The 25986-nt window shown below is 71.3% G+C and carries 24 protein-coding genes; 7 read left to right on the forward strand and 17 right to left on the reverse strand.

Annotated elements, in window-relative coordinates; genetic code table 11:
* Nucleotides 1-12: 12 nt before the first annotated feature.
* The 11 genes from ACWD4A_RS21840 to ACWD4A_RS21890 all read right to left on the reverse strand — a co-directional run bounded on the left by ACWD4A_RS21840 (nt 13) and on the right by ACWD4A_RS21890 (nt 12763).
* Nucleotides 13-603: a TetR/AcrR family transcriptional regulator gene (locus ACWD4A_RS21840; RefSeq protein ID WP_451196238.1), complete on the reverse strand. Its 591-nt coding sequence runs from the start codon at nt 601-603 to the stop codon at nt 13-15.
* Between the two features lie 77 nt (nt 604-680).
* Complete coding sequence (locus ACWD4A_RS21845) at nt 681-1283, reverse strand: dTDP-4-dehydrorhamnose 3,5-epimerase family protein (RefSeq protein ID WP_451196241.1); 603 nt, start codon at nt 1281-1283, stop codon at nt 681-683.
* Nucleotides 1284-1370: 87 nt separating this feature from the next.
* Entirely contained in the window at nt 1371-2408 is a 1038-nt protein-coding gene (locus ACWD4A_RS21850; RefSeq protein ID WP_451196243.1) for an alpha-ketoacid dehydrogenase subunit beta, read from the reverse strand.
* Between the two features lie 27 nt (nt 2409-2435).
* Nucleotides 2436-3413 carry a thiamine pyrophosphate-dependent dehydrogenase E1 component subunit alpha gene (locus ACWD4A_RS21855; protein ID WP_451196245.1) on the reverse strand — a complete coding sequence of 326 codons (978 nt, stop codon included), beginning with the start codon at nt 3411-3413 and terminating at the stop codon, nt 2436-2438.
* A gap of 152 nt (nt 3414-3565) precedes the next feature.
* Complete coding sequence (gene fusA, locus ACWD4A_RS21860; RefSeq protein ID WP_451196247.1) at nt 3566-5692, reverse strand: elongation factor G; 2127 nt, start codon at nt 5690-5692, stop codon at nt 3566-3568.
* 51 nt (nt 5693-5743) lie between these two features.
* Nucleotides 5744-7168, reverse strand: a complete 1425-nt coding sequence (locus tag ACWD4A_RS21865; RefSeq protein WP_451196249.1) for a DHA2 family efflux MFS transporter permease subunit — start codon at nt 7166-7168, stop codon at nt 5744-5746.
* A 122-nt stretch (nt 7169-7290) separates the two neighbouring features.
* On the reverse strand, nt 7291-8067 hold the full coding sequence (locus ACWD4A_RS21870) for a class I SAM-dependent methyltransferase (protein ID WP_451196251.1): 777 nt from the start codon (nt 8065-8067) through the stop codon (nt 7291-7293).
* Between the two features lie 51 nt (nt 8068-8118).
* Nucleotides 8119-9105, reverse strand: coding sequence for an aldo/keto reductase (locus ACWD4A_RS21875; RefSeq protein ID WP_451196253.1), 987 nt, complete (start codon nt 9103-9105; stop codon nt 8119-8121).
* Nucleotides 9102-10799 (reverse strand): GMC oxidoreductase, encoded by a 1698-nt coding sequence (locus tag ACWD4A_RS21880; RefSeq protein ID WP_451196255.1) that lies wholly within the window; start codon nt 10797-10799, stop codon nt 9102-9104. The genes ACWD4A_RS21875 and ACWD4A_RS21880 overlap by 4 nt, the downstream gene beginning before the upstream one ends.
* A gap of 344 nt (nt 10800-11143) precedes the next feature.
* Nucleotides 11144-11749: a histidine phosphatase family protein gene (locus tag ACWD4A_RS21885; RefSeq protein ID WP_451196256.1), complete on the reverse strand. Its 606-nt coding sequence runs from the start codon at nt 11747-11749 to the stop codon at nt 11144-11146.
* Between the two features lie 54 nt (nt 11750-11803).
* Complete coding sequence (locus ACWD4A_RS21890) at nt 11804-12763, reverse strand: ScbA/BarX family gamma-butyrolactone biosynthesis protein (RefSeq protein ID WP_451196259.1); 960 nt, start codon at nt 12761-12763, stop codon at nt 11804-11806.
* A 133-nt stretch (nt 12764-12896) separates the two neighbouring features.
* Between ACWD4A_RS21890 and ACWD4A_RS21895 the strand changes: the two genes are divergently transcribed.
* A complete protein-coding gene (locus ACWD4A_RS21895) occupies nt 12897-13526 on the forward strand; it encodes a ScbR family autoregulator-binding transcription factor (RefSeq protein ID WP_451196261.1) in 630 nt (209 codons plus the stop codon).
* Complete coding sequence (locus ACWD4A_RS21900) at nt 13523-14485, forward strand: NAD-dependent epimerase/dehydratase family protein (RefSeq protein WP_451196263.1); 963 nt, start codon at nt 13523-13525, stop codon at nt 14483-14485. The genes ACWD4A_RS21895 and ACWD4A_RS21900 overlap by 4 nt, the downstream gene beginning before the upstream one ends.
* A gap of 8 nt (nt 14486-14493) precedes the next feature.
* On the opposite strand, the gene ACWD4A_RS21905 is transcribed toward ACWD4A_RS21900, so the two are convergent.
* Nucleotides 14494-15186 (reverse strand): TetR family transcriptional regulator, encoded by a 693-nt coding sequence (locus ACWD4A_RS21905; RefSeq protein WP_451196266.1) that lies wholly within the window; start codon nt 15184-15186, stop codon nt 14494-14496.
* A 247-nt stretch (nt 15187-15433) separates the two neighbouring features.
* Here ACWD4A_RS21905 and ACWD4A_RS21910 point away from each other — a divergent pair, with 247 nt between their 5' ends.
* Nucleotides 15434-16627, forward strand: a complete 1194-nt coding sequence (locus ACWD4A_RS21910; protein WP_451196315.1) for an IS701 family transposase — start codon at nt 15434-15436, stop codon at nt 16625-16627.
* Between the two features lie 40 nt (nt 16628-16667).
* Nucleotides 16668-17291 (forward strand): isochorismatase family protein, encoded by a 624-nt coding sequence (locus ACWD4A_RS21915; protein ID WP_451196269.1) that lies wholly within the window; start codon nt 16668-16670, stop codon nt 17289-17291.
* 26 nt (nt 17292-17317) lie between these two features.
* Here ACWD4A_RS21915 and ACWD4A_RS21920 read toward each other — a convergent pair whose 3' ends face one another.
* Both ACWD4A_RS21920 and ACWD4A_RS21925 read right to left on the reverse strand, forming a co-directional pair.
* Entirely contained in the window at nt 17318-18583 is a 1266-nt protein-coding gene (locus ACWD4A_RS21920) for an MFS transporter (RefSeq protein ID WP_451196272.1), read from the reverse strand.
* Entirely contained in the window at nt 18576-19196 is a 621-nt protein-coding gene (locus tag ACWD4A_RS21925; RefSeq protein ID WP_451196275.1) for a TetR-like C-terminal domain-containing protein, read from the reverse strand. The genes ACWD4A_RS21920 and ACWD4A_RS21925 overlap by 8 nt, the downstream gene beginning before the upstream one ends.
* A gap of 75 nt (nt 19197-19271) precedes the next feature.
* Here ACWD4A_RS21925 and ACWD4A_RS21930 point away from each other — a divergent pair, with 75 nt between their 5' ends.
* Nucleotides 19272-19772 carry an FBP domain-containing protein gene (locus ACWD4A_RS21930; RefSeq protein WP_451196278.1) on the forward strand — a complete coding sequence of 167 codons (501 nt, stop codon included), beginning with the start codon at nt 19272-19274 and terminating at the stop codon, nt 19770-19772.
* Between the two features lie 396 nt (nt 19773-20168).
* Nucleotides 20169-20459: a phosphopantetheine-binding protein gene (locus tag ACWD4A_RS21935; RefSeq protein WP_451196280.1), complete on the forward strand. Its 291-nt coding sequence runs from the start codon at nt 20169-20171 to the stop codon at nt 20457-20459.
* Nucleotides 20460-20534: 75 nt separating this feature from the next.
* Here the strand turns inward: ACWD4A_RS21935 and ACWD4A_RS21940 are convergent, their stop codons facing one another.
* The 3 genes from ACWD4A_RS21940 to ACWD4A_RS21950 are packed head-to-tail and all read right to left on the reverse strand — an operon-like array spanning nt 20535 to nt 24403.
* Complete coding sequence (locus tag ACWD4A_RS21940) at nt 20535-21998, reverse strand: NDP-hexose 2,3-dehydratase family protein (protein ID WP_451196283.1); 1464 nt, start codon at nt 21996-21998, stop codon at nt 20535-20537.
* A complete protein-coding gene (locus tag ACWD4A_RS21945) occupies nt 21998-23281 on the reverse strand; it encodes an activator-dependent family glycosyltransferase (RefSeq protein ID WP_451196284.1) in 1284 nt (427 codons plus the stop codon). The genes ACWD4A_RS21940 and ACWD4A_RS21945 overlap by 1 nt, the downstream gene beginning before the upstream one ends.
* An 18-nt stretch (nt 23282-23299) precedes the next feature.
* Nucleotides 23300-24403 (reverse strand): cytochrome P450, encoded by a 1104-nt coding sequence (locus ACWD4A_RS21950; RefSeq protein ID WP_451196287.1) that lies wholly within the window; start codon nt 24401-24403, stop codon nt 23300-23302.
* Nucleotides 24404-25084: 681 nt separating this feature from the next.
* Between ACWD4A_RS21950 and rfbA the strand changes: the two genes are divergently transcribed.
* Nucleotides 25085-25957, forward strand: a complete 873-nt coding sequence (gene rfbA / locus ACWD4A_RS21955; protein WP_451196289.1) for a glucose-1-phosphate thymidylyltransferase RfbA — start codon at nt 25085-25087, stop codon at nt 25955-25957.
* Nucleotides 25958-25986: the final 29 nt, after the last annotated feature.

Consider the following 25986-nt stretch of genomic DNA (forward strand, 5'->3'; position numbering starts at 1 on the left):
GCGTTACGGGGTTCAGCGATCGGTGCCCGCGGGCGGCCACTGCTGGAGCATCAGGTGCAGCGCCGAGACGATCTTCCGCCAGGACGCGTCGATGTCGCGCGGGTGCCCGAACCCGCCGATGGACTCGATGTTGATGAAGCCGTGGAAGGTGCTGCGCATCAGCCGTACGGCATCGGTGAGTTCGGGCTCCTCGAGGTTGTAGGCGCGCAGCACGGCATAGGTCAGCTCCGCGTTGCGGACGAAGCCCTTGGTGTCGGCGATCTTGTCGAGGTCCATCTTCATCTGGGTCGCCGCGTAGCGGCCCGGGTACCGCAGGGCGTACTCGCGGTAGGCGCCGGCGAAGGCGGTCAGCGCGTCCTCGGCCGAGCGGCCCGCGATGGCCGTGGCGAGGGCGGCGCTCATCTCCTCGGCCGCCAGCAGGGCGACCCTGGTGCGGACGTCCTGCAGGTTCTCCACGTGCGAGTAGAGGCTGGCGTCCTTGACGCCGAAGCCGCGTGCGAGCGCCGAGATGGTGACCTTCTCGAAGCCGACCTCGTCGGCCAGGGCGGCCGCGGCCTCGACGATCCGGTCGACGGTCAGACCCACACGCGTTCGCGTAGCCATCCAGCACTCCTCATCTATAGCGCCCTAGGTTCATGCCTAACATGGCTAGTTTATCGCCTTGGGCGGTACAGACGGGTCTAGGAGGCCGGTATGCCCTCCAGGCGGAGGCTCTCGGCGTAGTCGGGGAGGATGCCCGCGGCGCGCGCCTCGGCCAGCGTCGGGGCCGACCGGTCCCGCTCCGACAGGAGCAGTTCGAGGTCCTCGGGGAACGGCAGCGCGAGCTCGGGGTCCAGGGGGTGGACGGCGTGCTCCTGGCTCGGCACATAGCCGGTGGAGAGCAGGTAGGAGATCGTGGTGTCGTCCTCCAGGGCCACGAAGAGGTGCCCGACGCCGATCGGCAGGTAGACCGACCGCCGGTTGTCCTCGTCGAGTTCCACCGAGTCCCACATGCCGAAGGTCGGCGAGCCCAGCCGGGTGTCGATGATGTAGTCGACCGCCCTGCCGCGCAAGCAGTAGGCGTACTTGCCCATGCCCGGCGGGACGGCGGTGAAGTGGATGCCGCGCACGACACCCCGCTTGGAGATGCTGTAGCTCGACTGCGCCACGGGGAACAGCGGGCGCCCGACGGCCTCCGTGAACACGGCCTCCTGGTACGGCGACAGGAAGACCCCGCGCGGGTCCCCGAACACCTGGGGCGTGAACTCGTAGGCTCCCTCGATCTTCAACTGCCGGACCTGCACCGCGTTCTCCTTACGTCATGATGTTCGCTCGTGCCGCGCCCGCTGCGGGGGCGGCGGTGTCGCGGGCGGCCCGTGCCGCCGCGCCGGTCAGAACGGGCCCTGGAAACCGGCGGCCACGGAGGCCAGTTCGGGCAGGTCCTCGCGGACCTCGCCGCAGACCTCCAGGCACGCGGCCACGATGCTGCCCGCGCCCGGGTGGAAGGCCTCCTCCAGGGGGTGGGAAACCGGCGCCGGGCTGTCCGGCAGCGCCACCCGCCGTACGGGCGCGCGCAGCGTGTGCGGCACGTGCTCGGCGACGACCGCGGCGACCTCGGCCGTGAAGCCGTACGGGGCCCAGCTGGTGTCGGCGACCACCAGGCGCCCGGTCTTCGCGACGGACTCGCAGATGAGGCGGTCGTCGAGCGGCCGGAGGCTGCGCACGTCCACCACCTCGACGCTGATGCCCTGTTCGGCCAGCTGTGCGGCCGCGCGCTCCGCCTCGTGCACCATCAGGGAGGCGGCGACGACGGTGACGTCGGTGCCCTGCCGGGCGATCCGGCCGGCGCCGAACGGGACCGGCACGGGCTCCTCGGGCACCTCGCCGACGAGGTTGTACAGGTTCCGGTTCTCGATGAGGACCACCGGTGTGTCCCCGGTGAGGGCCTGCACGAGCATGCCCTTGGCGTCGGCCGGGGTGGCGGGGACGCCCACGTGCAGTCCCGCGTAGTGCGCGAAGGTGGCGTGCGGGCTCTGCGAGTGCGTCGAGCCCTGGCCCCAGCCGCGCCCGACGACGCCCCGGGTGACGACGGGGACGCCGCCCTTGTCGCCGCCGTAGGTGTAGCGCCACTTGGCCGCCATGTTCACCAGCGGGTCCATGGCCAGGAACATGAAGTCCGCGCGGACGTGCACCACCAAGGGGCGCTGTCCGGCGGCGGCCGCGCCGATGGTGAAGGCCGCCATGCCGTTCTCCGCATTGGGCATGTCGATCACCCGGCCGGGGCCGAACCGCCGGAAGGCCTCCTTCGTGGTGCCGAAGGCGCCGGCGATGTCGTCCACGCCCTCGCCGGCGACGAAGATCCGGTCGTCTCTCTCCATGCACTGCACGGTGGCCTCGCTGATGGCCTGCCAGTACGTCAGGGTGCGCATGATCTGGATTCCTCTCGGGATGTGCGGTCAGCCGGCCACGGGCAGATACGCGCCGTCGAGCAGGCTGTCGACGGATGGGAAGGGCAGCGCCTTGGCGTACTCCACCGCCGTGTGGATCTCGTCCCAGAACTGCGCGCGCCAGGCGGCCACCTGGTCGTCGATGCCGGGTTCCGTCCCGCGCAGCGCGTCGGCGGCCCGCAGGATCGGGCAGCCGGCCATCCATGTGTCGATCTCCTCCTGGGACCGGTAGCCGTGGTCGTGGTCGAAGCCGGGACCGACGTGGGCGCGCCACCGGTACGTGGCCAGCTCCAGCAGGACGGGGCCGTCGCCCCGGCGGGCGTGCTCGACGGCCTCCTGTGCCGCGGCGTGCACGGCGAAGACGTCGTTGCCGTCCACCTGCACGGCGCGTACCCCGGCGGCCTCGGCGCGGCCGCGGACCGAGGTGCCGGGCGCGTGCCGCGCGCTCAGCGGCGACGAGATGGAGTACAGGTTGTTCTCGCAGACGAAGACCACCGGAATCCGGTGCACCGCGGCGAAGTTCAGGGATTCGGCGAAGATGCCCTCGTCGGCGGCGCCGTCGCCGAAGAAGGTGAGCGCGACGCGGTCCTCGCCCGCCCGGGAGAACGCCCAGCCGGTGCCCACGCCCACGCCGATCATCTCGCCGAGGATGGCGGCCGAGCCCGCGAAGCCCACCGACTGGTCGATCACGTGCATCGACCCGCCGCGGCCGTGCGAGCAGCCGTCCTGCTTGCCGTAGAGCTCGGCCACCAGTGCCTTGAGGTCACCGCCCTTGGCGAGGTAGGGCGCATGGGAACGGTGCCCGGAGTAGACCCAGTCCCGGTGGGTGGTGGCGGCGCACACGCCGACCGCGGTCGCCTCCTGGCCGATGGAGAAGTGCGTGGGCGTGCGCATCTCCTGCTCGTCGCGGTAGTAGTCGGCGAGGACTTCCTCCACCGTGCGGATGCGCACCATGTCCCGGATGAGCCGGGCGTGGGCAGACGCCATCTTCGGTCTTTCCTTTCGATGTGGTTCCGCGCTCGTGACGGGTGCGGCACGGCACGGCCGGACGCCCGGACAGAGGTACGGACCCGGGACCGCGCGGCCGCGGGAGAACGGTGGGACTCCCGTGGCCGCGCGTGGGGTGAAGAGGGGAGCGGTTACTCGCCCTTGGCCCTCGCGATGATCTCCTCGGCGACGTTCCGCGGAACCTCGGCGTAGGAGTCGAACTGCATCGAGTAGCTCGCGCGGCCCGAGGTCTTGCTGCGGAGGTCCCCGACGTAGCCGAACATCTCCGACAGCGGGACCAGGCCCTTGACGAGCTTGGCGCCGTGCCGGTCCTCCATGGCCTGGATCTGGCCGCGGCGGGAGTTGATGTCGCCGATGACGTCGCCCATGTGCTCCTCGGGCGTGGTGACCTCGACCGACATCATGGGCTCCAGCAGCACCGGACCGGCCTTGCGGGCGGCCTCCTTGAAGGCCTGGGAGCCCGCGATCTTGAACGCGAGCTCGGAGGAGTCGACCTCGTGGAACGCGCCGTCGAGCAGCGTGACGCGGACACCGGTCATCCGGTAGCCGGCGAGGACGCCGAAGTGCATGCTGTCCTGGCAGCCGGCGTCCACCGAGGGAATGTACTCCTTGGGGACGCGGCCGCCGGTGACCTTGTTGACGAACTCGTACGACTCGTCGCCGCCGTCGAGCGGTTCGACGGAGATCTGCACCTTGGCGAACTGGCCGGTGCCGCCGGTCTGCTTCTTGTGCGTGTACTCGACCTTGTCGACCGTCCTGCGGATGGTCTCACGGTAGGAGACCTGTGGCTTGCCGACGTTGGCCTCGACCTTGAACTCGCGCCTCATGCGGTCGACCAGCACCTCGAGGTGCAGCTCGCCCATGCCGCCGATGATGGTCTGGCCCGTCTCCTCGTCCGTGTGGACCTGGAAGGACGGGTCCTCCTCGGCGAGACGCTGGATGGCGACACCCAGCTTCTCCTGGTCACCCTTGGACCTGGGCTCGATGGCGACCTCGATGACGGGGGCCGGGAAGTCCATGGACTCCAGGATCACCGGGTGCGCGGCGTCGCAGAGGGTCTCGCCGGTGGTGGTCTGCTTCAGGCCCATGACGGCGACGATGTCACCGGCGCCCACCGACTCGATCTCCGCGCGCTTGTTGGCGTGCATGCGGTAGATCTTGCCGATGCGCTCTTTCCTGCCCTTGACGGAGTTCAGCACGGCGGTGCCGGACTCCAGGCGGCCCGAGTAGACCCGGATGAAGGTGAGCTTGCCCAGGTGCGGGTCGTTCATGATCTTGAACGCGAGGGCGGACAGCGGCTCGTCGTCGGACGGCCTGCGCACCACCACGGCCTCGGGGTCCTTGACGTCGTGGCCCTCGATGGCCTCGATGTCCAGGGGTGCGGGCAGATAGCGCACGATGGCGTCGAGCAGCGGCTGAACGCCCTTGTTCTTGAAGGCGGTTCCGCAGAAGACCGGGGTCAGGGTGGTGTCGCCGCCCTTGCCCGAGGCGATGGTGATACGGCGGACGGCAGCGTGCAACTGCTCCTCGGTGGGCTCCTGGCCCTCCAGGAACAGCTCCATGAACTCCTCGTCGTTCTCGGCGACCGTCTCCAGCAGCCTGCCGCGCCACTCCTCGGCCGCCTCGGTGTGCGTGTCCGGGATGTCGACGATGTCGTACACCTCGCCCTTGGCGGCCTCGACGGGCCAGACCAGGGCCTTCATGCGGACCAGATCGACCACGCCACGGAAGTCGGCCTCCGTGCCGATGGGCAGCTGCATGACGACGGGGGTCGCGCCGAGACGGTCACCGATCATGTCGACGCAGCGGTGGAACTCGGCGCCGGTGCGGTCGAGTTTGTTGACGAAGCAGATGCGCGGCACGCCGTAGCGGTCCGCCTGGCGCCATACGGTCTCGGACTGCGGCTCGACACCGGCGACACCGTCGAACACCGTCACGGCACCGTCGAGGACGCGCAGGTTGCGTTCGACCTCGACGGTGAAGTCGACATGGCCGGGGGTGTCGATGAGGTTGACGGTGTGGTCGACGCCGTCCAGCTCCCAGTGGCAGGTGGTGGCGGCGGAGGTGATGGTGATGCCGCGCTCCTGCTCCTGCTCCATCCAGTCCATGGTGGCGGCGCCGTCGTGGACCTCACCGATCTTGTAGGAGACGCCGGTGTAGAACAGGATCCGCTCGGTGGTGGTCGTCTTGCCCGCGTCGATGTGGGCCATGATCCCGATGTTGCGGACCTTGGCCAGGTCGAGCGAAGTGGTGGTCATGACAGTCAGTACTTTCCTTGACGGATGAGCAGTGGCGGTGGGGCCGGTCACTCAGGACTGCTTGGGCTGTCCCGCCGGGAGGAACAGTGCCGGGACGGCCGTGAGGACCACGAAGGCGAGGACCCACCAGAAGACGGAGTGGAAGCCCGCCGTCACTCCCTCGGACCTGTGGACGTGGTGCTGCAGGAGCAGGGCGACCACGGTGGTGCCGATGGCGCCGCCGAGCTGCTGCGACACCGCGTTGGTGGTGGTGGCGGCCGGGACGCGGGTGACGTCCAGCGAGTGGTACAGCGTGACCATGATGGGCGCCGACACCAGGGCCAGTCCGATGCCCATGACGACCAGCGCGGCCAGGAGCAGCGGGCCGGGCGAGGCGGAGCCGGAGGACGCGAACGCCGTGACGCCGAGGGCGACCAGGAGGAGTCCGCCGAGAACCAGGAGCCGGGGGTTGCTCTTGGTGTCGATGACGCGGCCGACGAGGAACACCGCGACGGCGGTGCCGACGCCCTGCGCCACCATGATCACGCCGGCGCCCAACGGGCCCTTGCCGCCCGCCTGCTGGAAGAACATCGGCACGAGGACGACCACGCCGTAGAGGCCGAAGTTGTTGAGCAGGGAGATCGACGTGGAGGCCGAGAAGGCCCGGTCGCGGAAGAGCGAGAAGTCCAGGATGCCGGCGGTCTTCGCCCGGGCGGCGCGCACGCCGTGGACGGCGAGCAGCAGCGCGCCGACGCCCAGGGGCAGGGCCACGGAGAGGTCCGTCGCGGACGTGCCGGCGGCCAGCTCGCTGAAGCCGTAGATGGCCGTGCTCAGTCCACCGCTCATGGTGAGCAGGCCGGCCAGGTCGAGCTTCCCGGGGTTCTCCCCCTTGTTCTTCGGGAGGAACAGCGCGGACAGGACGATCACCGCGAGGCAGATCGGCACGTTGAGGAAGAAGGCCCAGCGCCAGGAGAACTCCTGGATGAGGGTGCCGCCGATGACCGGGCCCGCCAGGGGCGCGACCAGCAGGGGCATGGCCATCAGGGCCATCATCTGCCCCATCCGCTCACGGCCCACCGCTTCGACCACGATGATGCGCATGAGGGGGAAGAGCATGCTGGCCCCGAGTCCCTGCACCGCGCGGAAGGCGATGAGGCTGCCGAGCGACCAGGCGAGTCCGCTGAGGACCGAACCGGCGAGGAAGACGCTGAGCGAGGCCGTCCAGCAGGCCGCCGCGCCGAAGCGCTGGGCCGCCCAGCCCGTGGCCGGGATGACCGCCGACATCGCGAGGAGATACGCGGTGGTCGCCCACTGGGCGTCCGCGAGGCCGGCGTCGAAGTACTGCGTGAAGGAGTGCAGGGCGACGCCGACGATCGTGGTGTCCAGCAGGGCGACGAAGGCCCCCAGGGCAAGGACGAGCGCCACGACGAGCGAACGGTCGGGCGCCTTGGCCGCCGGCTCCTCGCGAACCTCCTCCTTGACGCTCGTAGCGGTCATCTCCTCAGACATGGGACTGCCTTTCAAATCGCGGGAACGAGAGGGCCGCGCACCGCGCGACCCCGCAACCTAATGGTTATCGGCAGTTGCCTAATATACATAGGCAATGTGGCCGCCGCCCGTCACTCGCCCCACTTCAGGTAGATCACCGGCGCGTCGCGGCCCGGCAGCTGGCGCAGCCGCGCGTGGTCGAGGCCGAAGACCTCGCGCAGCGCGGCGGTCACGCCGGGCCACTTGGGGTGGGCCAGCTCGTCGAAGGCGAGGATGCTGCCCTTGGTCAGGTACGGCTTGATCGCCTGCAGGAGTTCCTTCGTCGGCTGGTAGAGGTCCAGGTCGAAGTAGGCCATCGCGATGACCGTCTCCGGGTTCTCCTCCAGGTACTGCGGCACGGTCTCGCGCACGTCGCCCTTGACGACGAACGTGCGCTGGGTGTGGCCGAAGCCCTCGGTCGCCTCGTGGGCGGCCAGGACCTCGCGCAGGTGCCTGACCTCGCCGTCCGGCACGGCGAACCGGCCCGGGACGGCGCTGGTGCTGACCTTGTCGACCGACGTGATGTCCTCCGGGAACCCGGTGAAGGTGTCGAAGCCGACGATGCGCCGCAGCGAGTTGTAGGGCTCGTAGATGCCGCGCAGTGCCGTCAGCGTGGCCAGGTGGCGGCCGTGCAGGACACCGAACTCCATGACAGTGCCCGGGACTTCGGGCAGCATGCGGTACAGCGCGTCCATGGACAGCAGGTCGGCCAGCTGGTGCCGGCGCATGTAGACCGGCAGGTTGTCGATCAGGTACTCCGGCGGGATCGGCGTCTCGACCAGCAGCTTCGTCAGCCGCTCGCGCGCGTCACGGTCCTGTGCCGACTCGTGCGGAACGATGCTCGGGTCGGTGAAGCCCTTCTCGGCCATGGGTGTTGTCCTTTTCGTCAGGGGAATGCTCGGGAAGTCGTACGGGGTCGTTCAGGAGAGCCACGCGTCGGGCGCGGGACCGCCGCGGCCGACCGGGGGGAAGAGCTCGTCGAGCCGGGCCAGGAAGGCCTCGGGCAGGGGGGTGTGCAGCGCGGCGACCGCGCTGTCGATGTGCCGCCCGGTGCGCGGCCCGATGACGGCACCCGTCACACCGGGGCGCGACAGCGTCCAGGCGAGGCCCGCCTGCGCCGGGTCCAGGCCGTACTCGGCGCACAGCCGCTCGTAGGCCTCGACGGCCGGGCGGTACCGCTCCAGGGCCTCCGCCGCCCGGCCCTGCGCGGACTTGACGGCGTCGTTCTCGCGCAGCTTGCGCAGGACGCCGCTGAGCAGGCCGCCGTGCAGGGGCGACCAGACGAACACGCCCAGTCCGTAGGCCCGGGCCGCGGGGATGACCTCCAGCTCGGGCTGCCGGGTGACGAGGTTGTAGACGCACTGTTCGGACACCAGGCCCAGGCCGTTCCTGCGCCGGGCGGCCTCCTGGGCGGAGGCGATGTCCCAGCCGGCGAAGTTGGACGAGCCGACGTAGCGCACCTTGCCCTGGGCGACGAGCAGGTCCATCGCCTGCCAGACCTCGTCCCAGCCGACGGACCTGTCGATGTGGTGCATCTGGTAGAGGTCGATCCAGTCCGTGCCCAGCCGCTTCAGCGACGCCTCGCAGGCGGCGACGATGTTCCGCGCGGAGAGTCCCCGGTCGTTCAGGCCGTCGCTCATCGGGTCGCCGACCTTGGTGGCGAGCACGACGCCGTCCCGGCGGGAGGGGCTCCTGGCGAGCCACCGGCCGATGACTTCCTCGGTGTGGCCCTTGTGGACGCGCCAGCCGTAGGTGTTGGCCGTGTCCACGAGGTTGATGCCCCGGTCCAGGGCGTGGTCCATGAGGCGGTGGGCCTCCGGCTCCTCCACCCGGCCGCCGAAGTTCACGGTGCCGAGGGCCAGCCTGCTGACGCGCAGTCCGGTGCGGCCCAGTCGGTCGTGGATCACTTGGCCGTCCCTTCGCGCGGCGCGGGCGCGTCGGCCGGTGCGGCCCCGGTGCGCTCCGGCCGCAGTCGTCGCACGATGTCCCGCGCCCCGATGACCGAGAGCGCGACGCTGGTGAGGGTGGGGTTGCAGGCCGTACGCGTCGGGATGACGCCGTTGCCGGCCACGTAGAGGTTCTCGACGCCCCACACCCGGCAGTCCGGGCCGCAGACACTGGTGCCGTCGTCGACGGCGCCCATGCGCACGGTCCCCTGGTAGTGCAGTGAGCTGCCCGAGGGCAGGACCCACGGGGTCTCGCCCGCCACCGGGCGGCCCAGGACCTTGCTCAGGCGGACCACCTCGGCCTGCGCGTAGGCGAGCGTCTCGCGGTCCTGCGCGCTCAGCGTGTGATGGATCGTCATGGCCGGCAGTCCGAGCCAGTCCGTGTCCGTCTCGCTGAACTCCAGCCGGTTGTCGAACCGCGGCTCCTGCGAGGTGAAGAAGTGCACCGAGAGCAGGGGCCTGTCCGTCTCGCCGCGCCCCGCGCCCCGGGCCACGGTGGCCGGGTCGATCCGGGTCAGCATGCCGTGGAACGGGAAGCGCTCGCCCTCGTAGGGAATCCAGGTCACCCCGCTCGCGGGCATGGTGGAGACCGTCGAGTCGGACATCACCGGCGCCCGGCCGGTGCCGTCCCCGTCCCCGGCGCCGGGCTCCGTGAAGTCCACCTCGGCCATGATCGAGACCTGGGGGTGTTCGTTGAGGTAGCGACCGAGGGCCTCGGGGCGCACACCGGAGGCGAACAGGAGCTGCGGGGTGCGCAGCGGGTCGGCCGCCACCACGACGTACGGGGCGCGGACGTCGGTCACGGTGCCGGTGGCGCGGTCGCGGACACGCACGCCGACCGCGCGGCCGTCCGTGACGAGGACCCTCTCGCAGACGGTCTCCGCGCGCAGTTCGAAGTCCGGGTGGCGGCCGGACAGCAACGGGCCGAGGACGACGTCCGTCCCGCACCGCCGCACACCCGAAGCGGTGCGCTCGACCGCCATCGGCATGGCCTGCACCCGTCGCCGGGGGCCGCGCCCCTCGTCGAGCTCCTCGCCGAGCACCCGCTCCACGTGGGCGGCGAAGGCGGAGTCGGTGAACTGTGTGCTCGACACCTTGAGCAGTCGCTCGGCGGCCGTGTAGGCCTCTTCGAGGACGTCCGGGGCGAGGAAGCCGATCCGCTCGGCGTCTCCCGGGCGCGGGCTCGCCCCGAACCAGTGGGAGCCCATGCCGCCGACGTTGCACGACTCCTGGGCCGCGGGGAAACCGTCCCCGCCGAGGTCGCCCGAGCCGACCGGGAAGAGCCCGGGACGCGTGATCAGTGCCCGTCCGCGCTCCTCGGCGGCCTCGTTGTGCGCGACGGCCGACGCCGCCGCGAGCCCGTAGCGGTACTGGTTCGGTCCCTGCGACGCGATCCTGGCCCGCTCGCGCTCGTCCGGGTCGACGATGTTGGCCACGTGCCCGCCGCGCGGCTCCGTCACGGCGGGACCGGCCTCGAGCATCAGGACCTTCGCGGACGGCAGCGCCTCGGTGATCAGACGCGCGTACGCCGCGCCGGTGGGGCCGCTGCCGACGATGGCGACGTCGGCGTCCTCGGTGAAGTCCGGTACCGGAACGGGGGACGCCGAGGCCCCGGTCACCGGGGCGCATGCGGGAAAGGTGATTTCTACGGCCACGGCAACGACCCTGCCAGACAGGATCAAAGCCCTGTAGGCCCTTTACCGTCCGACGGCGGTCATGGCCGCTCGCGGCCAATTCGAGTGCGCCCAGGCGTACTCGGAGGTTCGTTCCGGCTTTGGCACTTCGGCGTCTCCGACGTTAGCCCCGGATGGTAAAGCGGTCAATGTGCCGACAGAGAATTCAATGGATCTGCCCGCCGGTGTTCTTCTCCGGCAGCGGAGAAATCTGCCGGGTCAACTCCTCGTGTGCGGCGCCCTGTTGTCCGTGGATGACGGTTCCGTCTTCCACGTCACCGGTGGTACGGCCAGGAATTGAGCCGACCGCATTTCCGGCGGAGCGCTCAGCCGACGGCCCGGCCGTCCCAGGTCTCGGCCCGCCAGCCGTCCCCGGGAGCGCCGGAGAGAGCGACGACCCCGGTATTGCCCAGGACATGAGCGGACATGAACCCGGCGTCGATGTTCTCCGTCCGGGCCGCCGTCCAGGTATGGACGGCCGCGCCATGGCTCACCATGGCCACGGTTCCGGCGCCGGTGGCCGCGGCCTCCGCGACGACGTCGTCGAAACGCCGCAGCGCCTCCACGCCGTTCTCCCCGCCCGGCATCCGGCGCCGGATGTCCCCCTCGGCCCAGGAGGTTGTCGTGGCCAGGTAGATCCGGATCGCCTCGTCGTCCCCCCGCATCTCCAGATCGCCGGCGGACACCTCCCGTATGCCGGCGCGGATGTGAACGTCCAGGCCGGTCGCGGCGGCCAGTGGCGCGGCGGTCCGCCGCGTACGGATCAGGGTCGACGCGTACAGGGCGTCGATCCGTTCCGCCGCCAGCGTCGCGGGGAGGGCCGCTGCCTGTTGTTGTCCCAGAGGCGTCAGCCCGGGACCCGGTTCGGCCGTGTCCAGCAGGTGCTTGACGTTGGACGAGGTCTGGCCATGTCGGATGAGCAGCAAACGCATGTACGGGTCAGTCTTCCGGGAGAGCGGTGGACAGGGGGTGCGTGACGCGGGCGGTCAGCTGATCCGCGTCGTGGTGATGTCCGCCGTGAAGGCCGTCTCGTCGTTCTGGAGGGCGGTGACGCGGAAGGTCTCGTCGGGGACCCCGGCGCGCGGGGCGAGGCGCTCCGCCACGATCCAGCAGGGGCTGTCGAACTCGACGTAGTGGTGGAACGTCGAGTCCATCGACAGGGGGAACAGCAGGTCCGCCGAGGGTTCGAGGGCGTGGGTGGCCTGCCGTGCCGCCTCCATGAGGAGCATTCCGGGCACGTGGTCGACGGCGTGGTCGAAGAGGATGGGATGCATCGTGTCGACCCGCAGCTGCCAGCGGCCCCTGCGCACCGGCGGTGCGAGGACGACGTCCCGGGTGCTCTCCCGCCCCACGGTCCGCGGGGCGAGGGGGCGTACGGGCTCGGGGGCGTGCGTGAACACTTCGGTGACATCGGAGTGGCCGGCCCGCAGCCGCCGGTAGACGGCGGGTGTGATGCAGCCGAAGCGCGTGCTCGCGACGGCGAGCAGGGAGCCGTCACGGATGATCTCGGCGGTGAGGGAGAGGGACGTCGGCAGCGAACGGCGGTAGACGATGTCGCTGCAGCGCACCCTCAGTTCGAGTTCGGCCGGGTTGATCTCGACGCGCATCGCCCGCGGGTTGACGGAGAAGTCGAAGTGGGACCAGCTCAGCTGGTGGCCGAAGGGGACGCCGTAGGCGGCGTGCATCAGGAGCGGGAACGTCTGGCGGACGGTCTCGCTGAGCAGAAGCGGGTCGTACAGGTTCCGGCCGGTGCTGTAGAAGCTGTGGCTGCGGGGCCACTGGGCGGTGACGGTGAAGGCGTCGGTGCCGGTCCGTTGCCAGCCGCTGAGGAAGACCTCGGACAGGGCGGCGCGGTGGACGTACTCCCTGGCGACGGTGGTGGTGAGCCTGGGCAGCGTGGCGACCGTGTGGTGAACCGGTGCGACGGGCTGAGTGGTGGTGAGCATGCCTTTTCCCCCTTGGGCGTGCTTGGTGCGACGTGCGGCGCCGTGTGTGAAGTCTCGAATAAATCGATCTTCACGGGCCACCTGTAAAATAAAGGTTGTTCGTTTTGTTTGTCGAGGGTGGAGAGTGTGATCCATGACGGAACTGAAACAGGAACGGGCGGTCAGGACGCGGGAGGCCATCATCCGCGCGGCCGCCGAGATGTTCGACGAGCTGGGGTTCCACGGCGCCAGCATCAGCATGATCATGCAGCGGGCCGGGGTCACCCAGGGCGGGATGTACTTCCACTTCAAGTCCAAGCAGGCCCTGGCCCAGGCGGTGATGCTCGCTCAACAGGAGTACGTCGAGCTCCCGCCGGGTGAGGACGGTCTGCAGCGCCTGATCGACGTCACCTTCTACGTGGCCGGGGAACTGCAGCGCAATCCTCTCTTCCGGGCGGGCGTCCGGCTGGCCGTCGAGCAGGGGGAGTTCGGGCTCCAGGACGACACCGCCTACCAGGCGTGGGCCGAGCAGTTCCACGGACTGCTGCTGGCGGCCCGTGCCCGGGGGGAGCTGCTCCCCGACGTGGACGAGGAGGAGTTCGCCCAGGTCCTGGTGGGGGCCTACAGCGGTACTCAGCTGTACTCCAACATCGCCACGGGCCGCGCCGACCTCCCCCAGCGGGTCGCGGCGCTGTGGAGTTATCTGCTGCCGTCCATCGCGGCGCCCCGCACACTGGCCCAGCTGCGCGCCCGGCCGGAGCTGTGCGGCCTCGACGCCTCATGAGGCCGCTGACTGTCGCGCTGACCGGAGCGACCGGCTTCATCGGCTCGGCCGTCCTGCGTGAGCTGCGGCGGCCGGCCGGGGGCGAGGACCGCGTGCACGTCCGCGTAGTGGGGCGTCGGCCACCGGCCGGCGGACTCCTGCCGCACGAGTCATGGGCCGACGCCGACCTGGCGGAGCCCGGCTCGCTGCGCGGCGTCTGCGAGGGTGCCGACGTCCTGGTGCACCTGGCCTCCGCGATCAGCTCCGACGAGTCCTGGTGCGAGACGGTCAACGTCCGCGGGACGCGGGCGCTGATGGCCGACGCCGTCCGGGCCGGAACCACGCGGGTGGTCCACCTGTCGACGGCCGCCGTCTACGGGCCGGGACCGCACCGCGGCGTCGGCGTCGGCGAGCTCACCCCCGCGCCGGTCTCGGCGGCGAGCCGCACCCGGCTCGCCGCCGAGCGGTACGCGCTGGCGGCGGGGGCCACGGTGCTGCGGCCGGGGCTGGTCGTCGGAGCGGGCGACCGCTGGGTGGTGCCCGCCCTCGCCGGCCTGCTCGACCGCGTCCCCGCCCGCTGGGACGGGGGCAGGGGCCTGCTGTCCGTGGTGGCCGTCGCCGACCTCGCCCGGCTGCTCTCTTCGCTCGCCTGCCGGCCGACCGGCGGCATCCGGGCCGCCACCGTCTATCACGCCAGTCACCCGGAGCCCCTGCGCAACGGCGACCTGATGGCGGCCCTGGCGGAACACCGCATCCTCAAGGCGGTGGACGAGGACCTCGCCTGGGAGGAGTGCCTGCGGCGCCTGGAGGAGACGCCCTGTGGGATCAGCGCCCGCCAGTTCGCCCTGCTGGCCCAGGACCACTGGTACCGCAGCGACGAGGTGTGGAGGCTCGCCCGGTGCTCACCGGGGCCCGGCCCGCTGGGGCGCATCGCCGAGGCGGCCGACTGGTACCGGACGATCGTGAACCAAGGGGGGTAAACGGGCGTTTACTCGGGAAACATGCGGTCCGTGGCCCCGGAGCGCGGTTCCGCCAGGCCGTCGAGGGCGAGCCGCCAGATGTCGCCCAGCTCGGCCACCGCGCCGCCCGGCCCTTGGTGGCGCAAGGATGCCTCGACCCCCCACAGCAGGTGCCCGACGAACACGGCGACACCCTCGGGATGCGCCGAGGCGCGCAACTCCCCCTTGTCGTAGGCCTCCCGGGCCAGGCGCTCCACCACCGGCTGCCAGAGAGAGGGCCAGTCCTCGGAGTGCGGCCACTCCCGCGCCAGGTGGGCGGCGGACCGGGTCGTCACGTCGTCCTGGAGCAGGCGGGCGAGCTCGACGGTGACGCCGACGAGGCGCGACAGTGCCGGTGCCGGGCGGGCGGCCACGGCGTCCAGCGCCGCGCGGACCGCCGAGCGGCCCTCCGTCACGACGGCTTCGGCGAGGTCGGCCTTCGTGGCGAAGTGAAAGGTCACGGCCCCCATCGAAATGCCGGCGGTCCTGCTGACCTGTTTCAGGGAAGTGCCCGCGAATCCCGCGAGGTAGAACTCCGAGGCGGCCGCCTGCACGAGGGCGCCGCGCGTCCGTGCGGCCCTCTCCTGCTTCACCATGCTCTCTCCGATGTCGCCGCGCAGGCCAACTCGTGCCGTGCGCAGTGCCGTTCGCTTCCCCCGGTCGGCAAGGACGCCGACAGTCATGTGCTCAGCCTGAGGGCTCCTCGCCGCCGCGACAATGCCGAGTTGCCTAAGATGCCGCTTTTGGGTGCCAGCCTCGCAGGAGATCGGGCCTCCGCGGCCCCGAAGGGGAGGGGACTTGGTGAAGTTGCACGAAGTGCCGCACCCCCTCCTGAAAAAAAAGAGGTCGTTCGCTATTCTTTTCTCGTGATCATCTTCTGCTGACCCGGCACGGGTCCGCTGACCTGGCATGGGAAGGAACCACGACTACATGTACGCGTACGGCTCGGCTCACCCATGGGCGTCCGTCTCCGTGTTCGCCGAGACGGTCTTCGGCAGCCTGCACCGCACCGACCAGCGCCGGTGGGCCGACGCCTACCTCAAGGGGCTGCTCAGCACGCCGGGGAAGAAGACCGTGCGCCGGCTCGCCACCACGGTGTCCGACTCGCCCACGGCCTCCCAGTCCCTGCACCAGTTCGTCAACGCCAGCCCCTGGGACTGGGCGCCGGTGCGCGAGGAACTCACGCGCTGGACCGAGGAACGCGCCGTGCCGCGCGCCTGGGTGCTCGCCGAATCCTTCCTGCGCAAGCGCGGCGAACACTCCTGCGGCGTCCACCGCCGCTTCGCCCCGGCCACCGGACGCTCCATCAACTGCCAGGCCGCCGTGGGCGCCTTCCTGGCCACCGACGCCCAGGCCGTCCCCGTCGACTGGCACCTCCACCTCCCCGGCACCTGGGCCAAGGACCCCGAGCGCCGCCAGCGCGCCCGCATCCCCTCCGAGGTCCGCTACCAGGGCATCGAGGAACAGTCGCTCGACCTGGTGGACGGCCTCACCGCCCGCACCCTGCTCCCCGCGGCGCCGGTCGTCGCCGACGCCAGCGCCCACACCGACGCCGGCGCACTGGTCCAGGGCTTGAGCCTGCGCGGCCACGACTTCGTGGTGGCCGTACGCCCCAGCCTGGCGGTCCTGCCCGGCGGCCATCTCAGGCTCCAGCACCACCACGGCGGCGACGGGGCCGATCCCCTGGAGGCCCGGTCCGTCCTCGGCCACCCCGGGAACCAGGTCCGCATCGAGAACTTCCCGCCCACCGGGCCCGGCCAGACCGGCACCTCCGCGGTGACGACCCTGGTCCGCCTCCCGCACGGGCCCGCCGACCGTCCGGCGGCCCACCGCACCTACCGTCTCCTGGCCATCCGGCCCGCCACCGGACGCCGCGCGTCCCAGCTGTGGCTCACCAACATGCTCCACCGGCGCACCGACGAACTGCTCGCCCTCACCCGGCTGCACGCCCAGGCCAACGACACCGTCCGGCACCTGGAGAGCGACTTCGGCCTGGCCGACTTCGAAGGGCGCTCCTACCCCGGATGGCACCACCACATGACCCTGGTGTCCGCCGCCTACGCGCACTGCCGGCTCTCCGCCGCCGGCCCGTACCCCTGGCCCGCGCTGCCTGACGCCGCCTGACGCGACCGCCCTTCCGGCACCACCCCTCGAGAGGATCACCATGTCCGGCATACCGCCGATCCAGCCCTACCCCATGCCCGTCGCCGGTGACCTGCCTGCCAACACGGCCACCTGGACCGCCGACCCGGACCGTGCGGTCCTGCTCGTCCACGACATGCAGCGCTACTTCCTCGGCTTCCTGCCCGGGCCCCTGCGCGAGGAACTCGTCCGCAACACCGCGCTCCTGCGTGACCGGGCCGCGGCCCTCGGCGTGCCCGTGGCCTACACGGCGCAGCCCGGCAGCATGACCCCCGAACAGCGCGGCCTGCTCAAGGACTTCTGGGGACCGGGCATGCGCGTCGACCCCGCCGACCGGGAGATCGTCCCCGAGCTCGCCCCCGCCACCGGCGACTGGATGCTCACCAAGTGGCGTTACAGCGCCTTCTTCAGGACCGACCTGCTGGAACGCATGCACATGGGCAGCCGTGACCAGCTCGTCATCTGCGGGGTCTACGCCCACGTCGGCGTCCTGATGAGCGCCGTCGAGGCGTTCACCCACGACATCGAGACCTTCCTGGTCGCCGACGCGGTCGCCGACTTCTCCGAGGCCGAGCACCGGCAGGCCGTGGAGTACGCGGCCAGGCGCTGCGCCGTGGTGACCACGGCCGAGCGGGTCTTCGGATAGCCCGGCCCCGGGCGCCCCGCGGGGTGTCAGGCGCGTCTGACGTCCTCGGCGGGCAGGAACAGCGCGGGTACGACGGCGAGGGCGGCGAACGCCAGCACCGCCCCGAACGCCCAGCGGAACCCGTCGGTGACCCCGCTCGCGCCGGTGAAGCACTGCAGCAGCACCGCGGTCACGGCGACACCGGCGGCCGAACCGACCTGCTGCACCATGGCGTTGGCCGTGGTCGCTCCCGCGAACTTCGAACCCGGCAGCGTGCGGTAGAGCGTCGTCGTCGTGGGCGCGATGGCGAAGGCCGTCCCGATCCCGCGCACGAACAGCGCCGCGGCCAGCAGCGGAACCGACGCGCCCGGCCCGGCCAGGGCGAACGGAACGGTGCCCGCCGCGACGAGCGCGAGCCCGGTCGCCACCACGGTCCGCGGATCGCGCCGGGTTCCGGCGAACCGGCCGAAGAACAGCACCGCGGCCGACATCCCCAGCCCCTGGCACGCCAGGACGAGCCCGGCGTGCAGCGCCCCGGCGCCCGTCACCTGCTGGAAGAACAGCGGGACGAGCAGGACGGCGGCGAAGAGCCCCACGTTGTTGAGGAAGGACAGGGCCGAGGACATGGTGAACGCGCGGTCGCGCAGGAGGCCGGACGTCATGGCGCCGGTCCGTACGCTCCCGCGGCGGCGGGGGAGGAGGGCGGCGGACAGCGCGATCGCCGCCACCAGGACGGGAACGTTCAGGAGGAAGACCCAGTGCCAGGACAGATGCTGGGCGACGGCACCGCCCGCGACGGGGCCGAGGACCGGCGCCGCCTGGGCGGGGACGGAGACGAGGGCCATCATCCGGCCCAGCCGTTCGCGGCCCGCCACTTCGGCGACGATGATCCGCATCAGCGGGAAGAGCATGCCGCCGCCGATGCCCTGGAGCACACGAAAGGCGATCAAGGCGCCCAGGGAGAACCGGGTCAGCCCGCACAGGAGCGTTCCGGCGAGGAAGACGCACAGCGCGGCGATCCACACGTTCCGCGCGCCGAACCGCCGCGCGCACCGGCCCGCGACCGGGGTGACCGCGGCCAGGGCGAGGAGGTAGGCGGTGCAGACCCACTGCGTGGCCGACAGGCCGGCGGAGAAGCTCGTGGCGAGCGTGTCGACCGCGACGCCGACGACGGTGGAGTCCAGGAGCGCGGCGAACGCCCCCAGCGCGAGGACCAGGGCGATGCCCGGCAGCGAGCGGTCGGGCACCTCGGGGAGCGGGGCGCGCTCCGCCGCGGAGGTGTGCCGGGGGCTGGGCGGTGTCGGTTCAGGCATCACTTCCCTCTTCCTGTGTCATCCGTGCCGAAGGGCGGGGCCCGCCGTCGGCGGCCGCCCAGTGCTCCATCACGTCGACCAGGGCGGCGACCGTCCGCTCCCATGACGCCTGGACGCCGCGCGCGTGCCCGAACCCCCGGCCGGCCTCCAGGGTGACGAAGCCGTGGAAGGCGCTGCGCAGGAACCGCACGGCGTCCGTGAGGTCCGGTTCGGTCAGGCCGCGGGCGCGGAGCAGCGCGTAGGTGACCTCCACGAGGCGGTGATGGCCCGCGGAGCCGGCGGCCACGTCGGGCGCGAGCCGCACCTGGGCGGCCTCGTAGCGGCCGGGGTGCGCGAGGGCGAACTCCCGGTAGGCGTAGGCGAAGGCGGCCAGAGCGGTGCCCCGGACCCTTCCGTCGACCGCCGCCGTGACGTGGTCGGCCAGGTCGGACGCGGCGAGCCGGGCCACCCGGGTGCGCAGTTCCCCCACGTTCTTCACATGGGAGTACACGCTCGCGTCGGCGACCCCGAAACCCCGTGCCACCGCGGACACGGTGACGTTCCGGAACCCGATGTCGTCCGCCAGGTCCGCGGCCGCCTCGGCCAGGCGGTCAGCCGTCAGGCCGGCTCTCATCTGCTCACCTCCATGCGCAACCTAGCCTGCCTAGGTGCTTGCCTAGTATGCATAGTTGCTGTTAGCGTGCACATCATGAAGGCAGTCAGTGAGCAGGAAATCCGCGAATCGTTCATCAATTGCTCCAAGGGCGAAGCCAAGCGCCTGACGGTGCCGCGGAACCTGGAAGAACAGCCCTGGGACGACCTCGACTTCCTGGGATGGCGTGACCCCGCGGCACCCGACCGCAGCTATCTGGTCACCGAACACGACGGACGGCTCATAGGCATTGCGTTCCGTTTCTCTTCCCAGCTCCGTGGGCACCTGCACCGCAGCATGTGCTCCCTGTGCCTGACCACGCACTCCGGAAACGGCGTTTCCCTCATGACCGCCCGGAAGGCCGGAAAGGCCGGTCGCCAGGACAACTCGGTCGGCCTTTATGTCTGCACCGACCTCGCCTGCTCCCTCTATATCCGCGGGAAGAAGGACTACGAGGCGGGCGGCCGCTTCGAGGAGTCCCTCACGGTCGAGGAGAAGGCCGAGCGGACGCGCGACAAGCTGACGGCCTTCCTGGGCCGGGTGCTGTCCGACGCGTGACGGCCCCGGACCGTCCCGCGTCGGGCCGAGCCTACGCGTGAAGCCGATTTCTCCAGCTCCTCCGGAAGTGTCCGCCCGTGGCCACGTCCACGACCGGACACCGAAAGGCCGCGGCCGGTATTCCGGCCTCTGGCAGGATCGCAGCGGAGAAGTCGCCTGGGGAAAAATTCGGCGGCTCCCGCCGACCCCTCGAAAAACTACCCCGCTCCGGCGTCAATCCCCCGTCATCGCCGGAGCGGGGTCGCCCCCTTTTTTTGGGAGTTCGACGGCGAGTTGCCGGAGGGAAATCCCATCGCACCAGGGAGCTCTCCCGCAGGGATTCCAGGAGAGGGCACACCCATTCTTTCCCGGTGGTCCCGCACATGGCATTCGAACCACCCACGGAGGGGACGGCAGATGAATATGGACAAGCAGCCGATGGTGAAGGCGGCGCTGGCGATCCGGGATTTCCGGGAGGACGTCGCGGCGGTCCTGGGCATGAGCCCGGACGCCATTCCCGCGGACGCCGACCTCTTCGGCATCGGACTCGGCGACCGGGAACTCGGCCGCCTGGTCGACCAGTGGCGCGACAACGCCCTGCTCGTGGATCCCGACGTGCTGGCCGCCTCCCCGACCCTCGGCGCCTGGGGTGCCTACCTGCGGACCGTCAGCCCCCAGCCGGGCCTGTACCTGTGGGGATTGCGCTGAAGCACCGGCGGCACCCCGCACCGGGCCGGTGCGGGGTGCTCGTCCTTACGCGACGCCGCGTCAGGCCGTGCCGTGTCAAGAAGCGGTGTCCCCGTCGGGAGGTGTCACCAGGCTCCGCAGACAGGTGAGCAGGCTGCGGGCTTCCACGTCGAGGTAGTAGCTGTGCCCGAGCAGCCCGGTGAGCTGACGGACTGTCATCCAGCGGAAGTCCGGGTGCTCGCCGGACCAGTCCTCGGCCGTCTCGACGACCATGTAGCGGTTGCGCGTGCGGTAGAAACGGCCGCCCTCCTCCGACAGGACGGTGTCGAACCGGATCCGCCCGGGGTCCGCGTCCAGGACCTCGTCGAGGAAGGGCGGGCGGGCCTCGGTGGGCAGCGCCGCGTAGTTCGCGGGGCTGCACTGGACGGTCGGGGCCAGCTCGATCACGTCGGCGAAGCCCGGCTCCGCCTTGGTGCGCACCAGGACGTGCAGGACACCGTCGATCGGACGGGCCAGGAACGCGATCACCCCGGGGCGCTCGGCGGCGATCAGGGGCTGGGTCCACTGGTCGACCTCCCGGCCCCGCGCGCGGACACGTACACCCATGACGTCGAAGAAGAGCCCGCTCTCGTGGCGGATGCGGCCGTCGGCGGCGTGCCAGCCGGTGACCCGGTCCAGCGGTATCGGGCGGACGCGGATGTCGGTGGTGCTGCGGGCCTCGGTGATCGCGCGCAGGATCTCGGCCCGGGTGTGCCTGCTCTCGTGCTCCCCGGCGGAGCACGAGGCGAGCAGCGCGGAGTGGAACGCGTCCCCGGCAGGGGCCAGGGCCTGTGTCCCCGGGCCGGTGAAGGGCAGGCAGGCCAGCACGGCACGGGAGTCCATGTTGACCATGTCGTCGAGCCGGAGCAGCTCATGTATCTGACCCAGTGTCAGCCAACGGAACCCGTCGCGCACCTCGACCGGCTCCCGCACCTCGACGATCATGTTGCGGTTGGCCTTGCGGTAGAACCAGGCGCCCTGTTCCGACTGGCGCGTGTCGGCGATCACCGTGTGCCGGGTGGTGTCGCGGAAGTAGTCCACGTAGGGCACCGGGCGGCCCCGGTGGGCGCTGGTGTAGTTGCTGCGGGTGGCCTGCACGGTCGGCGAGAGCTGGAGCCCGTTGCAGTTGCCCGGCTCCACCTTCGCCTGCATCAGGAAGTGCGGGACGCCGTCGAACTCGGACATCAGGATGCCGAGGATGCCGGTCTCCGGCTGGTTGATGACCGGCTGGGTCCAGTGCGGTACGGCCGTGCCGGGCCGGTCGACCTCGATGCCCTCGACGGAGAAGAAGCGCCCGCTGTCGTGCACGAGGTTGCCGGTGCCCGGCTCGTGCCGCCAGCCGACGAGGTCCGCCAGCGCGACGGGCTCGACGTCGGTGGACGACCGCTCGGCGCACGAGGCGAACCAGTGGTGGTAGTCGGAGAGGTCCGTCACGCCGGTGCGGGCCGCCGCGGAGCGTGCCAGGCGTCCGGCGAGCGAGGCGGCCGGGGACCCGGCTCCGGCCGGGGGGGACGTCCGCATCAGACCACCGCCCCCGCGTGCCCGTCGACCACACGTTCCAGTGTCGCGACCACATCGGCGGGGGACGGCTGGGCGCGCAGCTCGTCGCGCATCCGGGCGGCGCCCGCGGCCAGGGCGGGATCGTCCAGCAGCCGGACGACGCGCTCGCGGATGGCGCCGGGGGTGGCGCTGTCGGCCGGCAGGCACAGCCCGGCACCCAGCTCCTCCTGCCGCCGGGCGAGGATCATCGTGTCGTAGCCGTTGCCGAGCACCAGTTGCGGCACACCGTGGTAGGCGGCGGTCAGGCGCGAACCGAGGCCGCCGAGGTGCACGATCGCGGAGCAGGTCGGCAGCAGGTCGTGCAGGGGCACGAAGTCGACCAGGCGGACGTTGTCCGGGAGCCGGCCGACCGCGGCCGCCTGGTCGGCGCCGAGCGTGGCCACCACTTCCGCGTCGAGGCCGGCCAGCCCTTCGAGGATCTCGCCGACGGTCATCGTCGTGTCCTCGATCTCGTTGGACAGCCCGAGCGTGAGGCAGACGCGCCTGCGGCCGGCCGGCTCCCGCAGCCAGCCGGGCACCACGGAGGGGCCGTTGTAGGGGATGTAGCGCAGGCTGACGGTCCGCCCGTCGACGTCGAGCCGGGTGCTGGGCACCGAGGTGTCGAGGGTGAACGTGCCCGTGCGCAGCCGCTCGGTCCAGCCGCCGCCGTGCCGGCGCATGACCTCATCGAGCCATTCGCGCGTGGGGTCCTCGCGGTGCGCGGGGTGCTGCCGGTCGCGCAGGCGGACGAACTCCTGGCGGGCCCGGCCGATGAAGTCCAGGCCGTAGACGAACCGCGCGTGGGGCACGCCGAGGAGCTCGGCCGCCACGGCGCCGGCGACGGTGAGCTGCTCCCAGATCACGAGGTCGGGCTGCCAGTGGCGGGCATAGGCCACCAACTCGTCGATCATCGGGTCGTGGTTGATGCCGCCGTACAGCGCGGAGACGAGAATTTTCTCCATCCCCAGCAGCCCCTCCCAGCTCCAGGCCGCGGGGTCGGTGCGGGGCCAGTCGAAGGCGCCCAGCCAGTCGGACGCGCCGTTGCCCATCAGCCGTGCGTACAGCCCGGGTTCGTGGACATCGTCGCCGTACCAGGCGGGCCTGCCCACCGGCACGAAGGTCAGACCGCCGCCGGTGGCCGTGTCCTCGAGATCAGGGTGCCCGGCGACGCGCACCTCGTGACCGGCCGCGCGCAGCGCCCAGGCGAGCGGCAGCATCGGCTGGAAGTGTGTCGGGTGCGGCATGCTGGCAATGAGGATCTTCACGTTTTCGCTCTTCCAGGCTCAGATCGTGGCCACAGGGCAGGCGATCGGCGATCGGGACACGGGGGCGGCGGCGCGGCGCACCGGCGCCGCGACCGGGCGGGGACGCAGCGGGGCCAGCCGGCGCAGGCCCTCCCGGGCACAGGCCTCGGCGAAGGGCAGCACGCGCGACCGTGCGGGGCCGGGCACCAGGACGGCCTGCTCGGCGGGGCGGTCGGGGTCGAACCGGCCGGGATCCGGGAACACTTCGGGGTCGCGGTTGGCGGCGCCCAGGGCCAGCACCACCCGCTCGCCGGCCCCGATCCGCTGCCCGGCCAGCTCGCACGGTGCGACGGCGACGACGGCGTGTAGTTGAAGGGGCGAGGCCAGGCGCAGCGTCTCGCGCACCACTCGCCCGGCCCGGTCCGGCTCCGCGGCCAGGCGCTCCCAGACCTCGTCGGAGCCGTGCCCGGCCGCCGCGGCGCACCGGTCGACGGCCTCGGCGACCAGCCCGGTCGCCACCGCCACTCCGGCCACCACGGTGACCACGTCGTCGTCGGTGCGCGCGTCGTGGGGCAGCAGGCGGCGCAGGGCGGCGAGGCCGTCCGCGATCTCGCGGGTGCGGGCGGGGTTCTGCGGGTAGAAGGGGGCGTCCAGAACTCCGGCGGTCCGTACGACGGCCGCGTGCAGGTCGTCCTCCGCCGCCCGGTCCAGGCCCCACGACCGGGCCAGCACGCCGACGGCCGTGTCCCGTGCGAGGGCGGCGATGTCCGCCTCGCCGGTCACCGCGGCCAGGGCCTGTTCCCAGGCCTGCGGGGCGTGCAGCGCGGCCTGTGCCCCGGCGCCGGGCGCGGGACGGGCAGGGCCGTCGGCCCCGTCGCCCCCCTCGAACCCGTCGATCAGGTGCTGGTCGCGCAGAGCCGTCTCCTCCTGGGCGGCGCGCACCACGGCGTGGCGTGCGGTGACCAGGTCACCGGTCGCGCTGCGGTGCAGCGGCTGCCGCGCCAGCGTGTTCCAGTGGACGGTGCGGTCGGTGTCCAGTCCTCGCAACAGGGCCGCGTAGGCGTCGCCTTGCGCGGCCGCGAGCCATATGAGGCCCTGCTGCAGTTGCAGCCGTCGGACCAGTCCTCGGTCGGTGTGCGGCACGTGTGAAGTCCTTCCGCTCGGGTCCGCGTGAGGCACGCGGCGGGTGCCGCCGGCCGCGGTGATCCGGTGATGCCTTTTCGGGCGGCGAACTCGGAAAATTTCCGGTGAATCGGCCATGAATTCGGGCGCATGACGGCTGAACCGGGCGCATGACGGGCGAAGGCGGCCCCGGCGCGGAGTTCGCACGGCGGCACGTCGCCCGGACGACCAGCAATGGGCACGCAATCTATGCAGCGCCCGGCCGATCGTCAAGCGCGCCATAAACCCCGGAACTTGCGTTGCCACCCGGCAAAGTCGGCGCGGCTGTCCCGGACTTGCCAGTGTCGCCGCGAGCGGCACCGGAAACTTGGCAATGTCGCCGTCGGCGCGGGGGCCGTGCTGTACGACGCCACTCGTGAAAATTAGGTTGAGGCGCACACATGGTTATGGTCTCCATTCCAGTCCCACGGGGGGATTGCATGCGAAAGGGCGCGCCGAGCGAGGGGTGTCCGGCCGGTACCCACGGGTCCCGGCCACCGGTGGCGCGGGCCTCGTCGGGCCGCACCGCGCGGGCATGCCGTTGCGCTCCCCCGGTCCGGGCGGAAGCGCTCTGACGGTCCCGGACACGCCGGCCCGAGGGAGCGCTTCCGCGGGCCGGCGGACACGTCCGCCGGCCGCCCCTAACTAAGGAAGCCCATCGCAATGCGCGGAATACTCCTGGCCGCCGGCTCCGGCACCCGGCTGCTGCCACTCACCTCCATCAGCAACAAGCAACTGCTGCCGGTCTACGACAAGCCCCTGATCTACTACCCCCTGTCGGCGCTGATGCTCGCCGGCGTGCGGGAGATCCTGATCATCAGCAACGAGCTGTACCTCGACTCCTTCCGCTCCCTCCTGGGCGACGGCAGCCAGTTGGGCCTGGATCTTCAGTACGCCGTCCAGGACGAGCCCCGCGGTATCGCCGAAGCCCTGCTCATCGGGCGCGAGTTCGCCGGTGACGAGGACGTCTGCCTGATCCTCGGGGACAACATCTTCTACGGTCCGGGTCTGCCCGAGCAGTTGCGCGAGGCCGCCGCCTCGGTCGACGGCTGCACGGTCTTCGGCTGCCCGGTCTCCGACCCCGAGCGCTACGGCGTGGCCACGATCGACGCCGACGGCACCCTCGTCGACATCGTCGAGAAGCCGTCCGTCCCGCCCTCCGACATCGCCGTCACCGGCCTGTACATGTACAGCAACGACGCCCTCTCCCACGCCGGGCGGATCACCCCCTCGGCCCGCGGGGAACTCGAGATCACCGACGTCAACCGGCTGCTCATCGAGGAAGGCCGCGGCCGCATCGTCCGGCTGGACAGGAGCGTCGCCTGGCTCGACGCCGGAACCCACGACAGCCTCCTCGAAGCCGGCCAGTACGTGCAGGTCATCCAGAAGCAGCAGGGCATGCAGATCGCCTGTCTCGAGGAAACGGCATTCCAGATGGGCTACATCGACATGAGCCAGCTCAGCGCCCTGGCCGAGCGGTATTCCACCGGCTCCGGCTACGGCCGCCACGTCCGCTCGCTCGTCGGCGCGTCCTGAACCATCCACATTTCCTGCGCACGCGGGTC

It is taken from the genome of Streptomyces sp. NPDC002537, assembly GCF_053594975.1.